At 66.8% G+C, this 14,137-nt stretch carries 15 protein-coding genes; 5 read left to right on the top strand and 10 right to left on the bottom strand.

What is annotated here, in order from left to right; translation table 11 throughout:
• Window positions 1-24: 24 nt before the first annotated feature.
• The 6 genes from bamC to ACIGJB_RS05860 form a co-directional block, all read right to left on the bottom strand.
• Window positions 25-1,257: an outer membrane protein assembly factor BamC gene (gene bamC / locus ACIGJB_RS05885; protein WP_483731809.1), complete on the bottom strand. Its 1,233-nt coding sequence runs from the start codon at window positions 1,255-1,257 to the stop codon at window positions 25-27.
• A 45-nt stretch (window positions 1,258-1,302) separates the two neighbouring features.
• Window positions 1,303-2,187 carry a 4-hydroxy-tetrahydrodipicolinate synthase gene (gene dapA, locus ACIGJB_RS05880; protein ID WP_483731808.1) on the bottom strand — a complete coding sequence of 295 codons (885 nt, stop codon included), beginning with the start codon at window positions 2,185-2,187 and terminating at the stop codon, window positions 1,303-1,305.
• Window positions 2,188-2,324: 137 nt separating this feature from the next.
• Window positions 2,325-2,900 (bottom strand): class I SAM-dependent methyltransferase, encoded by a 576-nt coding sequence (locus ACIGJB_RS05875; protein WP_483731807.1) that lies wholly within the window; start codon window positions 2,898-2,900, stop codon window positions 2,325-2,327.
• An 11-nt stretch (window positions 2,901-2,911) separates the two neighbouring features.
• Complete coding sequence (locus ACIGJB_RS05870) at window positions 2,912-3,577, bottom strand: site-2 protease family protein (RefSeq protein ID WP_483731806.1); 666 nt, start codon at window positions 3,575-3,577, stop codon at window positions 2,912-2,914.
• 52 nt (window positions 3,578-3,629) lie between these two features.
• Window positions 3,630-4,253: an L-threonylcarbamoyladenylate synthase gene (locus tag ACIGJB_RS05865; protein ID WP_483731805.1), complete on the bottom strand. Its 624-nt coding sequence runs from the start codon at window positions 4,251-4,253 to the stop codon at window positions 3,630-3,632.
• Window positions 4,254-4,338: 85 nt separating this feature from the next.
• On the bottom strand, window positions 4,339-5,184 hold the full coding sequence (locus ACIGJB_RS05860; RefSeq protein ID WP_483731804.1) for a 3',5'-nucleoside bisphosphate phosphatase: 846 nt from the start codon (window positions 5,182-5,184) through the stop codon (window positions 4,339-4,341).
• Between the two features lie 140 nt (window positions 5,185-5,324).
• Between ACIGJB_RS05860 and ACIGJB_RS05855 the strand changes: the two genes are divergently transcribed.
• Window positions 5,325-6,413: an NAD(P)/FAD-dependent oxidoreductase gene (locus ACIGJB_RS05855; protein ID WP_483731803.1), complete on the top strand. Its 1,089-nt coding sequence runs from the start codon at window positions 5,325-5,327 to the stop codon at window positions 6,411-6,413.
• Between the two features lie 11 nt (window positions 6,414-6,424).
• Here the strand turns inward: ACIGJB_RS05855 and ACIGJB_RS05850 are convergent, their stop codons facing one another.
• Window positions 6,425-7,318, bottom strand: coding sequence for an alpha/beta fold hydrolase (locus ACIGJB_RS05850; protein WP_483731802.1), 894 nt, complete (start codon window positions 7,316-7,318; stop codon window positions 6,425-6,427).
• Window positions 7,319-7,439: 121 nt separating this feature from the next.
• Between ACIGJB_RS05850 and ACIGJB_RS05845 the strand changes: the two genes are divergently transcribed.
• Window positions 7,440-9,170 carry an acetate--CoA ligase gene (locus ACIGJB_RS05845; RefSeq protein WP_483731801.1) on the top strand — a complete coding sequence of 577 codons (1,731 nt, stop codon included), beginning with the start codon at window positions 7,440-7,442 and terminating at the stop codon, window positions 9,168-9,170.
• On the opposite strand, the gene ACIGJB_RS05840 is transcribed toward ACIGJB_RS05845, so the two are convergent.
• Window positions 9,167-10,021, bottom strand: coding sequence for a ferritin-like domain-containing protein (locus ACIGJB_RS05840; RefSeq protein WP_483731800.1), 855 nt, complete (start codon window positions 10,019-10,021; stop codon window positions 9,167-9,169). The genes ACIGJB_RS05845 and ACIGJB_RS05840 overlap by 4 nt on opposite strands.
• A 156-nt stretch (window positions 10,022-10,177) precedes the next feature.
• On the opposite strand from ACIGJB_RS05840, the gene ACIGJB_RS05835 reads away from it, so the two are divergent.
• The 3 genes from ACIGJB_RS05835 (at window position 10,178) to ACIGJB_RS05825 (ending at window position 12,285) form a co-directional block, all read left to right on the top strand.
• Window positions 10,178-10,702, top strand: a complete 525-nt coding sequence (locus ACIGJB_RS05835; protein WP_483731799.1) for a gamma carbonic anhydrase family protein — start codon at window positions 10,178-10,180, stop codon at window positions 10,700-10,702.
• A 50-nt stretch (window positions 10,703-10,752) separates the two neighbouring features.
• Window positions 10,753-11,754 carry an Hsp33 family molecular chaperone HslO gene (gene hslO / locus ACIGJB_RS05830; protein ID WP_483731798.1) on the top strand — a complete coding sequence of 334 codons (1,002 nt, stop codon included), beginning with the start codon at window positions 10,753-10,755 and terminating at the stop codon, window positions 11,752-11,754.
• A gap of 147 nt (window positions 11,755-11,901) precedes the next feature.
• Complete coding sequence (locus ACIGJB_RS05825; protein ID WP_483731797.1) at window positions 11,902-12,285, top strand: hypothetical protein; 384 nt, start codon at window positions 11,902-11,904, stop codon at window positions 12,283-12,285.
• A gap of 50 nt (window positions 12,286-12,335) precedes the next feature.
• Here the strand turns inward: ACIGJB_RS05825 and ftsB are convergent, their stop codons facing one another.
• Window positions 12,336-12,677: a cell division protein FtsB gene (gene ftsB, locus ACIGJB_RS05820; RefSeq protein WP_483711038.1), complete on the bottom strand. Its 342-nt coding sequence runs from the start codon at window positions 12,675-12,677 to the stop codon at window positions 12,336-12,338.
• 158 nt (window positions 12,678-12,835) lie between these two features.
• A complete protein-coding gene (eno, locus tag ACIGJB_RS05815; protein ID WP_483711037.1) occupies window positions 12,836-14,125 on the bottom strand; it encodes a phosphopyruvate hydratase in 1,290 nt (429 codons plus the stop codon).
• Window positions 14,126-14,137: the final 12 nt, after the last annotated feature.

Below are 14,137 nucleotides of genomic sequence, written 5' to 3'. Positions count from 1 at the left end.
TTCGATTTCCCTGCACGCCAACGATCAGTGGAGTTGCTCGTCGAGCAGCGAGAGGATGCGCTTGCCGACTTCGCCGTTTTCCGGCTGGCCAGCTTCGTTGAGCACCGTCACGAGCGTGCCCGACCCGGTGCCCTTGAGCGCCACGCGGTATTTCTTTGCGGTCTTCGGATCATCCGGCTTGGTGAACAGCTTCGAGAAGAAGCCACGGCTGTCAACGCTGGTCCGCGGATCGACATAGCGCACGTAGTACAGTCCCTGCGCGCGGTCGCGGTCTTCCACGGTGAAGTTCACGCGATCAAGCGACAGGCCGACCGAGCGCCAGGCGCGGTCGAACGGCTCGGGCAACTGCAGCGCCGGAGCGCCGTTGACTTGCGCCAGGTAGGACTTGCCTGCGGCCGAGGACGTATCGCCCGCGGTTGCCGCGGCGCCGGTAGCTGCCGCTGCGGCACCGGCCGCTGCGCTGTTGCCAGCCGGCGTCGGGTTCTTGGCCATCTGGTCGGCCTGCTCCTTCTGCACGCCCAGGCGTTGTGCCAGGCGCGAGAGGAATTCGGCTTCCAGCTCCGGATCAGCCGGACGCGGCGTCCAGACCGTGGTCGACTTGTCGACACCGGTCAGCTGCTCCTGCGCGCCACGATGGCTGATGAAGACTTCGAGCGTGCCGTTCTGCGCGCGCTCGACGCGCGTGCGGAACTTGTCGCGCTCCGACGTCGAGTACAGGCCATCGAACACCTTGCCGATGGTATTGCGGATGATGTCCTGCGGAATCTTGGCGCGGTTTTCCGCCCAGTCGGTTTCCATGATGCCGGTCTCAGGCGAATCCTGGACCAGCAGGAAACCGCTTTCCTGCCAGAAGCCACGCAGCGACTGCCACAGCTGGTCGGCGCGCATGCCGTTGCTGATCACCAGCCAGCGCTGGTTGCCATCACGCTCCATGCGCACGCCCTGCGCCGAAGGCAGGACATTTTCGGTCGGCGAGGCTTCGCGGGTCTTGGTCGACTGGCTGTAGTTCGACAGCGTCGACGTGCCGTTCTGGTCGGGCACCGAGTAGCGGCGATCGCCGTCGAGCTTGGTCAGGTCCGGCGGGATATCGAGCGACGGCGTCCGCTTGGAGGCCGACGACTTGTAGTCGATCTTGTCCGGCTGCATCGCTTCATTGATGCTGCTGCAGCCCGTGATGACGCCTGCGGCAAGCACGGGCACAACCAGTGCGGCGCGGCGGACTTGCATCGCGCCACGGCGGTTAAGCTTGAGTTTCATTGACACGCAATCCTAATTGATAGAGCGGCACGGGTGCGCCGGAAATCAGCCCAGCAGGCCGGTGGCGGCCAGTGCCTTGCGCACGGTCTCGTGGTTGGACTCGGACAGCGGCGTGAGCGGGAGGCGGATGCCGCCTTCCATCTTGCCCATCTGCTGCAGGGCCCACTTGACCGGAATCGGGTTGGCCTCGATGAACATGGCCTTGTTCAGCTCGATCAGTTCCATGTGCAGCCGGCGCGCGGTAACTACGTCGCCCTTGAGTGCGGCCGCGCACATCTCGTGCATCTTGCGCGGCGCCACGTTGGCCGTGACCGAGATATTGCCCTGGCCGCCCAGCAGGATCAGCGCCACGGCGGTCGGGTCGTCGCCGCTGTAGATCGCAAAGCCTTCGGGCGCGTCCTTGATCAATTGCGCGGCGCGATCGATGTTGCCGGTCGCTTCCTTCACCCCGACGATGCCAGGCACCTGCGCCAGGCGCAGGATGGTGTCGTTGTTCATGTCCGCAACCGTGCGGCCCGGCACGTTGTACAGCATCACGGGCAGGTCGACCGCCTCGGCGATGGTGCGGAAATGCCGGTACATGCCTTCCTGGGTCGGCTTGTTGTAGTACGGCACGACCTGCAGCGAGGCATCGGCACCGACCTTCTTGGCGAAAGCCGTCAGTTCGATGGCTTCATTGGTCGAGTTGCCGCCGGTACCGGCGATGATGGGAATCCGCTTGCCAGCCTGCTCCACCGCCACGCGAATCAGCTCGCAGTGCTCGTCCACCGTCACGGTGGGCGATTCGCCGGTGGTGCCAACGATCACGATGGCATCGGTGCCCTCGGCCACGTGCCAGTCGACGAGGGCCCGCAGTGCCGGATAGTCCAGGCTGCCGTCCTCATGCATCGGGGTGACGATGGCAACAATGCTGCCGGTAATCTGTGTCATAACGTTAGGGAATTCGGGATGCGAATAACAGGATTGTACCGGAACCGCCGGCCGCTCCGACCGATGTTCCGACAAGCGGTTACATCAAGCGTATCAACTTGTGAAGCCGCATTCTCGCGGACCGGCGAGGCGTCACTTCATGCCGGCAGCCGGTAGCGTGGCGGGGCGCTGCCAGCCGCCGTTTCCGGCACCTCGCGCACGGCACACAGGCGTTGCACAAACGCTGTTTTGGGCACTTCAAGAAAGCCATCCTCATACCCGATCACACGCAGCCCGCGCGTGCGGGCTACTTCCAGCAATTCGCCGGGCTGAAGCAGGAAATCGGGCCGGGAAGGCTTGCCGACGGTCTCATTGCCGCTGGCAAAGGTTTCGTACAGCAGCACGCCGCCGGGCGCCAGTGCATCGACAAGAGCGGGCCATAACGGGCGGTGCAGGTAATTGGTGACGATGACCGCATCGAACGGTGCCTCGTCGGCGAGCGGCCAGGCGCCCTGTTCGAGGTCTTCCACGCGGCCGGCAACAGACGCAGGAAGCGCCGCAACGGCTTCGATATCGCGATCGACACCGACCACGGCATGGCCTCGTCCGGCAAACCAGCGCGCATGCCGGCCACTGCCGCAGGCAAGGTCGAGCACCCGGCCAGCCGGGCGCACGAGATGGGCCCAGCGCGTGACCCATTCAGACGGAGCGCCGGTCGGCGCGTGAGCGAACATGGACCGCGCTCCTACTGCAGCAGCATGATGATCGGCCGCAGCATCAGCTCCACTACCGAGCTGAGCAGGTTGATCACCGGCCGCATCCAGACCGAGGTGATCACGCCGGCGGCCACGAGGGCCATGACGACGAAAATGCCGTACGGCTCGATGCGCGACACCGAGTAGGCCACGCGCGGCGGCAGCAGCGCGGTCAGCACGCGGCCGCCATCGAGCGGCGGAATCGGGAACAGGTTGAATGCGGCTACCACCAGGTTGACCAGCACGCCCGCGCGCGCCATTTCGCTGACGAACGGCTCGGACACATGCGCCCACGCCAGCCCGATCGCGATCAGCGCCCACAGGAAGGCCTGCACCACATTGCTGGCCGGCCCGGCCAGCGCCACCCACATGCCGTGCCAGCGCGGATTGCGCAGCCGGCCGAAGTCGACCGGTACCGGCTTGGCATAGCCGAACACGAACTGTCCGTTGGTCAGCAGGTACAGCAGCAACGGCACGGCAATGGTGCCGATCGGATCGATGTGCCGCGCCGGGTTCAGGCTGACGCGCCCCAGCGCGTAGGCCGTGGTATCGCCGAAGTGCTTGGCCACGTAGCCGTGCGACGCCTCGTGCAGCGTGATCGCGAACAGCACCGGCAGGGCGTAGACCGCAAAGGTCTGAATCAGGGAAGAATCCATGGGGCTTATTGTACCGGGCGGGCTGACTGGCAGATCACTCGGCGGCGGGAATTCAGAGTCCGAACCGTGCGATATCGCCCCTGCCTGCGCGCACCAGCTCCGGCTCCCCGCTGGTCAGGTCGATCACGGTCGTGGGCTGGGCCGGCGCCGGTCCACCGTCGACGACGAGGTCCACCATTTTTTCGAGCCGGGTCCGGATCTCCGACGGATCGTTCAGCGGCTCGTCGTCGCCCGGCAACTGCAGCGTCGCCGTCAGCAGCGGTTCGCCGGCTTCGGCCAGCAGCGCGAGCGGAATGGCGTGATCGGGCACGCGCACGCCGATGGTCTTGCGGGCTGGGTGCGACAGCCGGCGCGGCACTTCCTTGGTCGCCTCGAGGATGAAGACGTACGGCCCCGGCGTGGCACCCTTGATCCAGCGGTACTGCCGGTTGTCGACGCGCGCAAAGCTGCCCAGTTCGGACAGGTCGCTGCACATCAGCGTGAGGTGGTGCTTGTCGTCGATGCCGCGCAGCCGGCGCAGGCGCTCCACGGCTGCCTTGTCGTCAAGCTGGCAGCCCAGCGCGTAGCTGGAATCGGTCGGCAACGCGATCAGGCCGCCCTGGCGGATGATCTGCACGGCCTGCTTGATGAGTCGCGGCTGCGGGTTAAGCGGGTGGATCTCGAAGTACTGTGACATGGCCGGGCTCAGGTGCGTGTTCGGACAGGATTCGCGGCCGGCGGCCAGGCATCTTCGCCCGCGCCAGCCCGGCGGTCTGGGCCGGCTACCAGTCGTGCCATACCGGCGTGACCGTGGACGGCAACGGTGGCAGCGCACCCAGTTCCACGCGCCCTTCCCCGGGGCCGTGGAAGTCCGAGCCGCGCGATGCCAGCAAGCCGTAGTGCCGGGCCACCGTGGCGTAGCGCTGGTACTGGTCCGGCGTATGGCTGCCGGTCACCACCTCGACCGCGCCGCCGCCCAGCGCCGTGAACTCGTCGAACAGCGCGTCGTGCTGGGTGTCGGTGTAGTTGTAGCGGCCCGGGTGGGCCATCACGGCAATGCCGCCAGCCGCGCGGATCCAGCCAACGGCCTCGGACAGGTTTGCCCAGCGGTGCCCCACGTAGCCAGGCCGCCCTTCGGACAGGTACTGGCTGAAGACGTCGCTGATCGTGGCGCAGTAGCCCTGGTCCACGAGCCAGCGGGCGAAATGCGTGCGCGAGATCAGGTCCGGGTTGCCGACATGCTTAAGCGCGCCCTGATAGGCGCCTTCGATGCCGATCTTCGCCAGAGCGTCGCCGATATCGCGGGCCCGCCGCGCGCGGCCAGAGCGCGTGTCGGCAAGGCCGTCGATCAGCTCCGGACAGAACGGGTCGATCTGCAGGCCGACGATATGCACGGTCTGCCCGGCCCACGTCACGGAGATCTCGACGCCCGGGACATAGCGCATGCCCAGGGCCTCGGCGGTAGCGCGCGCCACCGCCTGGCCACCGACCTCGTCATGGTCCGTGAGCGACCACAACCGCACACCGCCGGCATGCGCGCGTTCGGCAATGGCGCGTGGCGACAATGTGCCGTCGGACACGGTGGAATGGCAGTGCAGGTCTGCGTTGAGTGTATGGGGGTCGGGCATGGAGTCATTCTACTCCCGTATGTGCGTTCGGGCTGGCTCGATCCCAGCCACGCAAAGCCCTTGCCAGCAACGCTGGCGTCGGCGGCGTGGCGCCAGCGGCGCGGTATAGTCGGGTTTTGGATTCCCGCCGCACCCAGCCAATGTCCACCGACAACACCACCGCCCAGCCCGGCACCGCCGACACCATCATCACCGACGTGCTGATCGTCGGCGCAGGCCCGGTCGGCCTGTTCGCCGCATTCCAGGCCGGTGTGCTCGGCCTGAAATGCGAACTGATCGACGTCCTGGATCGCGCGGGCGGCCAATGCACCGAGCTGTACCCCGAAAAGCCGATCTACGACATCCCGGCCGTGCCGGGCTGCCTGGCCCAGGACCTGGTCGATCGCCTGCTGGAGCAGTGCGCGCCCTTTGCCTTCCCGATGCACTTCAACCAGCGCGCCGAAAGCGTGGCCGAGGTGCCGCCCGTTCAGGGCGACGGCCACGCCCGCCTGCTGGTGACGACCGACGCCGGAAAGCGCTTCGACGTTGCCGCCGTGCTGGTCTGCGCCGGCGCCGGCGCCTTTGCGCCGCAGCGCGTGTCGCTGCCGGAGGCGCCGGCACTGGAAGACCGCCATGTGCACTACGCGGTGCGCGATGTATCGCGCTTCGCGGGCAAGCGCGTGGTCGTCGCAGGCGGCGGCGATTCCGCGCTCGATTGGGCGCTCGCGCTGCGCAAGGTGGCGGCTCGCGTCACCCTGCTGCACCGGCGCGAAGGCTTCCGCGCCGCCGACGGCACGGTGGCCGAGATGCGCGCCGCCGTAGCGGACGGCGAGATGGATTTCGTCGTCGGCATGCTTGGCGCCCTCAAGACGACGGGCGAAGGCAACGCTGCCGCCCTCACGGAGATCGAGGTGCGCAGCCGCGATGGCGTCCAGACGCTGCCCGTGGACGAACTGGTGGCGCTCTACGGACTGGTCTCCGAGCCCGGCCCGATCGCGCAGTGGGACATGGACATGCGCGCCGGCCGCATCCTGGTGGATACCACCACCTACGAAAGCTCGCGGCGCGGCATCTTCGCCGCCGGCGACATTGCCTACTACGCCAACAAGCAGAAGCTGATCCTGTCAGGCTTCCACGAAGCGGCGCTGGCCCTGCGCAAGGCCTATCACTACGCGTTTCCCGAGAAGTCGCTGGTGCACGTGCACACCAGCAACAACGCCGCGCTCAAGGAAAAGCTCACGCACGCCTGAGGGTTACGCGTTCAGGTGCAGAACGACTCGATCAGCGCCGCCACTGCGGCGGGCTGGTCATGGTGCAGCATGTGGCCCGCATCATCGATCACCGCCTCGCGGAAATCGCGGAACGCGCGGAAACGCTCGCGGAATTCCTCAAGCGACTGCTTGTGGGCGATATGGCGCAGCGTTTCCGAATCGCGGGCTTCCACGTGAAGCACCGGCGCGCTCACCTGCGCCCAGATCGCCATGATTTCCTCGAGCCGGTACAGCACCGGATTCACCAGCTTGTGCGCGGGATCGCCGAGGATTTCCCATTGCCCGGCTTCGTTGCGGCGCGACCAGTGCTCGGCAAGGAACGCGGCGCGATCGTCCGGCAGGCGCGGATTGGTCTTCTGCAGCCGCGCCGCCACGCCGGCGACATCTTCGTAGGCGCGCAGCTCCGGCCGTTCGCGCAGTTCATCGAGCCAGCGCGCATAGCGTTTCGGCGCCTGCTCGGGGCGCGTCTGCGTCATGCCAAACCCTTCGAGATCGACCACGCGGCGCACGCGCTCGGGCCGGATGCCGGCGTACAGGCAAGCCACGTTGGCGCCCATGCTATGCCCCACCAGGTCCACCTGCCCTTCGGGCTGGTAGTGGTCGAGCAGCGCTTCCAGGTCGGCAAGGTAGTCGGCAAACCAGTAGGAATGCGTGCCCGGATAGCGCGTGGGCCAGTCGCTTTCGCCAAAGCCGCGCCAGTCGGGCGCGATCACGTGCCAGTCGCGCTCCAGGCAGTCGACCAGGAACTGGAACGATGCCGCCACGTCCATCCAGCCATGCAGCATGAACAGCTTGGGCGCGCCAGGTGTACCCCACTCGCGCACGTGGCAGCGCAGCCCACGCAACGTGATAAATTCAGAACGCGAGGTTTCCTTGATTGTCATTTGTCTCCCCTGGTTGCGGACGTTCCCAGCCTTGCCCGGACCCGGGAGCCGGCGCGGAAGCCCGCTTAGAATCGAACGATCGTTCGCAGAATTATAACGAGACTGACAAGGAGACAGCAGCATGGCAGCAGCGGCCCTGCCGGCAAGCCGGCGCGACGACTACCAGGCGCTCTACGACACCTTCCGCTGGGCGGTGCCCGCGCACTTCAACCTGGCCGAAGCGTGCTGTGGCCGCTGGGCACGGGACCCGGCCACGGCCGACCGCATCGCGGTCTATACCGAGCATGAAGATGGGCGGCGCGACGCGTTCAGCTTTGCGCATCTCCAGGCGGAAGCCAACCGGCTATCGGGGGCATTGCGCGAACTGGGCGTGCAGCGCGGCGACCGCATCGCCATCGTGATGCCGCAGCGCATCGAGACAGCCATCGCCTACATGGCGATCCCCCAGCTCGGCGCCATCGCCACGCCGCTGTCCATGCTGTTCGGGCCCGAGGCGCTGGCTTACCGCATCGGCCACAGCGAGTCCGTGGTGGCAATCGCCGACGAGACCTCGATCGACAACGTGCTCGCGGCGCGGCCGGAATGCCCGACACTCGCCACCGTGATCGCCGCCGGCGAAGCGCTCGGGCGCGGCGACCACGACTGGGACGTCCTGCTGGCCGCGCAATTGCCGACGTTCACCGCTGAGCAAACCAAGGCAGACGAAGCCGCCGTGCTGATCTACACCAGCGGCACCACGGGTCCGCCCAAAGGCGCGCTGATTCCGCACCGGGCGCTGATCGGCAACCTCCCTGGCTTTGTCTGCTCGCAGAACTGGTATCCGCAGGACGACGACGTGTTCTGGAGCCCTGCCGACTGGGCCTGGACCGGCGGACTCTGGGATGCGCTGATGCCGGCGCTCTACTTCGGCAAGCCGATCGTGGGCTACCAGGGCCGGTTCTCGGCCGAGCGCGCGTTCGAGCTGCTGGAACGCTACGGCGTCACCAACACCTTCCTGTTTCCCACTGCGTTGAAGCAGATGATGAAGGCCTGTCCCGAGCCGCGGCAGCGCTATACGCTGAAGTTGCGCGCACTGATGAGTGCGGGTGAAGCCGTCGGCGAAACCGTCTTCAGCTGGTGCCGCGATGCCATGGGCGTGGTCGTCAACGAGATGTTCGGCCAGACCGAAATCAACTACATCGTCGGCAACTGCACGGCCCAGCATGACGACGCGTGCCTGGGCTGGCCAGCGCGGCCGGGCTCGATGGGGCGGCCCTACCCCGGCCATCGCGTACAGGTCATCGATGACGAAGGCCGGCCGTGCGCACCCGGCGAGGACGGCGAGGTGGCGGTCTGCACTACGGACATCCACGGCCATACCGACCCCGTCTTCTTCCTTGGCTACTGGAAGAATGAAGCGGCCACGGCGGCGAGATATGTCGAGCGCGACGGTCTGCGCTGGTGCCGCACCGGCGACCTGGCCCGCATCGATGCCGACGGCTACCTCTGGTACCAGGGCCGGGCCGACGACGTGTTCAAGTCGTCGGGCTACCGCATCGGCCCGAGCGAGATCGAGAACTGCCTGCTCAAGCATCCTGCCGTGTCGAACTGCGCGGTGGTGCCTTCGCCGGACACCGAGCGCGGCGCCGTGGTCAAGGCCTTCATCGTGCTGACGCCTTCGGTCGCGCGCTCGTTCGACAGCGACGCGGCGCTGGTGACCGCGCTGCAGGAACACGTGCGCGGCCAGCTCGCGCCTTACGAGTATCCCAAGAAGATCGAGTTCATCGACCAGTTGCCGATGACGACTACGGGGAAGGTTCAGCGGCGGGTGTTGAGATTGCTGGAGCAGGAGCGTGCGGCCGGCAAAGGCTAACCCGCCGAAGCCTCCAGCCACGCCAGCTCATCCTCGTCGAAACCCGCGGCGCGGCGCGCATCAAGGTTGAACGGACCGCGCAGCTTTGGCGCGCGATGCTGCTGTGCCAGCGCGGCATAGGTCGATACCGGATCGAGCCCGCGTTGCGCACACAGCCATCGGTACCAATGGTTGCCGATGGCCACGTGCCCGACTTCATCGCGCAGGATGATGTCGATGATGGCGGCGGCCGCATGGTCGCCCACCCCGGCCAGCTTGGCGCGCACCGGTGGCGAGGCATCGAGGCCGCGCGCCTCGAGCGTGCGCGGCACCAGCGCCATGCGCGCCAGCACGTCGCCGGCGGTGCGGTCGCACATCTCCCACAGGCTGTTGTGGGCGGGGAAATCGCCGTAGCCAAATCCCAGCGTGCCGAGGTGGTCCGCCAGCAAGGTGAAATGCAGCGCCTCTTCGTCGGCCACGCGAAGCCAGTCGCGGTAGTAGTCCGCCGGCATGCCGGGAAAGCGCCAGACCGCATCGAGCGCCAGATTGATGGCGTTGAATTCGATGTGGCATAGCGCGTGGATCATGGCGGCGCGCCCCTCGTCGGTATGCAGCGAGCGGCGGCGCTGGACTTGTTGCGGCGGCACCAGTTCGGGTCGTGGCGGGCGGCCCGGAATGCCGAGCGTCGCGTCCGCGGCGATGTGATCTTCCGCCCCCAGACGAGCGGCATCGGCCTGAGTGAAGTCCCGGAACAGCGCGCGGGCGGCATTGGCCTTGTCGCGCGCATCGGTCAGGCAAAGCACGCCGAGTGCCCACAGGCGCAGCGTTTGTGCGGGATCAGGCAGTCGGGCGGCGGGTGAAATTTCTGGCATAGGCGTAAAATCCGGTCTGCCGCCATTGTAGAGCCCCGCCGGTCACCTCCCGGCCGTGCATGCGGCGTGCCGGCACAAGGCCGGACGCGGCCATTCCCCTGGCTCTTTAAAGGCCGGCGGCAATCCCCAGATAACAACCTTCGTGCAGGAGACTCCATGGCGCTGTACCAGCTCGGCGAACTCGTTCCCAATATCGACCAGGACGCCTACGTGGCCCCCGAAGCCACCATCATCGGCAACGTGACCATGAAGTCGCGCGCCAGTGCCTGGCCGGGCGTCGTGATCCGGGGCGACAACGAACCGATCGTGGTCGGCGTGGACACCAACATCCAGGAAGGCTCCGTGCTGCACGTCGATCCGGGCTGCCCTCTGACGCTGGGCGACAAGGTCTCCATCGGCCACCAGGCCATGCTGCACGGCTGCACGGTCGGCGAAGGCTCGCTGATCGGCATCCAGGCCGTGATCCTGAACCGCGCGGTGATCGGCAAGGAATGCCTCGTCGGCGCGGGTGCCGTGGTGACCGAAGGCAAGGTATTCCCGGACCGCTCGCTGATCCTTGGCGCGCCGGCCAAGGTCGTGCGCGAACTGACCGACCAGGACGTGGCCAATCTCTACCGCAATGCCGAGACCTACGCCACGCGCCAGGCCATGTACAAGCAACAGCTCAAGCGGATCGACTGATCGACAGACAAGCGCCGCGCGAGCTACAACCGATTGACAGACAGATTATTGTGACCGATACGACCACCCCCGACACCCTGCAGAAGTTCCTGTTCGACGCGGCCCCCGTGCGCGGCGAACTGGTGCGCATGGAAGCCACCTGGCGCGAAGTGCTGAGCCGCCACGCCTATCCCGCGCCCGTGCGGCGCGTGCTGGGCGAGATGATGGCTGCCGCCGCGCTGCTGTCGGCCAACCTCAAGTTCAACGGCGCGCTCGTCATGCAGCTGCATGGCGACGGCCCGGTGCGCATGCTGGTGGTGGAGTGCCTGTCCGACCTGTCGATGCGCGCCACGGCCAAGCTGGCCGAAGGCGCGCAGATCGCCGACGACGCCACGCTGACCGATCTCGTCAATGTCCACGGCCATGGCCGCTTTGCCATCACGCTCGACCCGAAGGACAAGCTGCCGGGCCAGCAGCCGTATCAGGGCATCGTGCCGCTGGCTGACGCCCATGGCCCGCTGGCCAGCATGAGCGCCGTGCTGGAGCACTACATGCAGGCCTCCGAGCAGCTCGACACGCGCCTGTGGCTGGCCGCCGATGACCATGCCGCTGCCGGCATGCTGCTGCAGAAGCTGCCGTCGTACGGCGGCACGCAGGAAGTCGGCGAAACCGGCTCCGCGCTTGGCGAGCACGGCCGCGCGCAAGATCTGGACACCTGGGACCGCGCGTGCCAGCTCGGCAACACGCTGAAGGCCGACGAGCTGCTGGCCGAAACGCCGGACACGCTGCTGCGCCGCCTGTTCTGGGAAGACCTGCAAGCGGCCGGCCTGCGCGTCTTCGAACCGCTCACGCCGCACTTCCAGTGCTCGTGCTCGCGCGCCAAGGTGGCGGGCATGCTGCACTCGCTGGGCCAGGAAGAGATCGAAAGCATCGTCGCCGAGCGCGGCGATGTGGAAATCCACTGCGATTTCTGCGGCCAGCGCTACGAATTCGATGCGGTGGACTGCGCCCAGCTGTTCACGCCGTCGCACGTCGCCACCGGCGCCGGTGAGGGCGCGCATCACCATCATTGATCCGGAACCGGCCCGCGGGCCGGACCTGCAGCGGGCATGTCGGCTGCGAACCACGCTGCAAGGCGCAAGTCCAACAGCTAAGCTGTTATCGATGGCGCCGTCTCCGCCGAGCCGGCGCGACACTCCGACCCGCCAGTCCTCGCCGCCATGCCCGCCGCCCGCATTCCCTGCTCCCTGCCTGTCCTGCCAGCGTTGCTGGCTGCCGCGCTGCTGGCCGGCGGCTGTGCCGCGCCGGTGCCGCGCGATATCAATGGCACGCCCGCGACTGCCCGCCTGGCCCCGGATGCGGCTTCAGGCGCCCCGCTCAGCGTCGAACAGTTGCAGCAGCTCGACGCCCTGAACCAGCAGATCCTGCACGACCAGGAGGCGGCCATCGGCCGCCAGCAGGCCGCCGAGGCGGCCTACCGCGCGTACGCCTATCCGACGACAAGCTGGAATCTGTTCTATGGAGGCTGGGGCGGCGGCCACTGGGGCGGTGGCGTGGGCATCAGTTCGCCCGGCTACTGGGGCGGCTACCCGTACGGGTGGTAATCCTCGTTGGCAAAACCGCCCGGCGAGGCGGGCGGTCAACAAGCCGGCGCTCAGTGGCGGCCTGTGGCGGCAGTCGAATTCGGCGGCGGCGGCAGCGGCGGCGTGGCGCTGACCTTTGGCGCCGGTGCAACGAACTGCACGAACACCTCGCCGTCCTTCACCATGCCCAGTTCATAGCGGGCGCGCTCTTCGATGGCGCCCGTGCCGTCCTGCAGGTCCTTCACTTCTCCTTCCAGCTTGGCATTGCGCAGCTTCAGCGTCTGGTTGCGGGTGGCCTGCTCCTGCACCTGCCGGTTGAGTTCCCAGACCCGCAGCCAGCCGCCCTTGCCGAGCCAGAGCGGATACTGGATGGCCAGCAGCAGTACGAACAACAGCAAAGAAATCAGGCGCATGAGGCGTGGCGGACGGAAATTTCCGCACAATGATGTGCGAACTCGGGCCGGAAGGCAATGGCAGCCAGATTTCGATACAAATCCGGATACAAAAAACGGCGGCGGCACGGGTAAATCCGTGCCGCCGCCGTCAGGGCGCATCAAGCGCCCGCCAGGGTTCAGCGCAGGTTGTAGAACGCGCTCTTGCCCGGGTAGCTGGCGATATCGCCGAGGTCTTCCTCGATGCGCAGCAGCTGGTTGTACTTCGAGATACGGTCCGAACGCGACAGCGAACCGGTCTTGATCTGGCCGGCGTTGGTGCCCACGGCGATGTCGGCGATGGTGCTGTCTTCGGTTTCGCCCGAACGGTGCGAGATCACGGCGGTGTAGCCGGCGCGCTTGGCCATCTCGATGGCGGCGAAGGTCTCGGTCAGCGTGCCGATCTGGTTGATCTTGATGAGGATCGAGTTGCCGATGCCCTTCTCGATGCCTTCCTTCAGGATCTTGGTGTTGGTCACGAACAGGTCGTCACCGACCAGCTGGACGCTCTTGCCCAGCTTGTCGGTCAGCGTCTTCCAGCCATCCCAGTCGCCTTCGGCCATGCCGTCCTCGATCGACACGATCGGGAACTTGTCGCACAGGTTGGCCAGGTAGTCGGCGAACTGCGTCGACGACAGCTTCAGGCCTTCGCCTTCCAGCACGTAGACGTCTTCGGCTTCGTGGTAGAACTCGCTGGCGGCGCAGTCCAGCGCCAGCAGCACGTCTTCGCCCATGCGGTAGCCGGCCTTTTCGACGGCCTGGACGATGGTGTTCAGGCACTCCTCGTTCGACGAGAAGTTCGGGGCGAAGCCGCCCTCGTCGCCCACGGCAGTGGACATGCCCTTGTCCGACAGGATCTTCTTCAGCGCGTGGAAGACCTCGGCGCCGCAGCGCAGGGCTTCACGGAAGCTGGTCGCCGACACCGGCATGATCATGAATTCCTGGATGTCCAGGCTGTTGTTGGCGTGCGCGCCGCCGTTGACGATGTTCATCATCGGCACCGGCATCTGCATGGCGCCCGAACCGCCGAAATAGCGGTACAGCGGCAGGCCGGCTTCTTCGGCGGCGGCCTTGGCCACGGCCATCGACACGGCCAGCATGGCGTTGGCGCCCAGGCGGCCCTTGTTCTCGGTGCCGTCCAGGTCGATCAGGGTGCGGTCCAGGAAGGCCTGCTCGGAAGCATCCAGGCCCATGATGGCTTCGGAGATCTCGGTGTTGATGTGCTCGACGGCCTTCAGCACGCCCTTGCCCAGGTAGCGGCCCTTGTCGCCGTCACGCAGTTCGATGGCTTCGCGCGAACCGGTCGATGCGCCCGACGGCACCGCCGCACGGCCCATCACGCCGGATTCCAGCAGCACGTCGCACTCGACGGTGGGGTTGCCACGCGAGTCGAGAACCTCGCGACCGATGATATCTACGATTGCACTCATGAATTCCTCTCT

It is taken from the genome of Cupriavidus sp. C2SS-8b, from assembly GCF_057073745.1.
The sequence above is the reverse complement of the archived record's forward strand: the minus strand, read 5'-3'. Positions and strand labels throughout refer to the sequence as shown.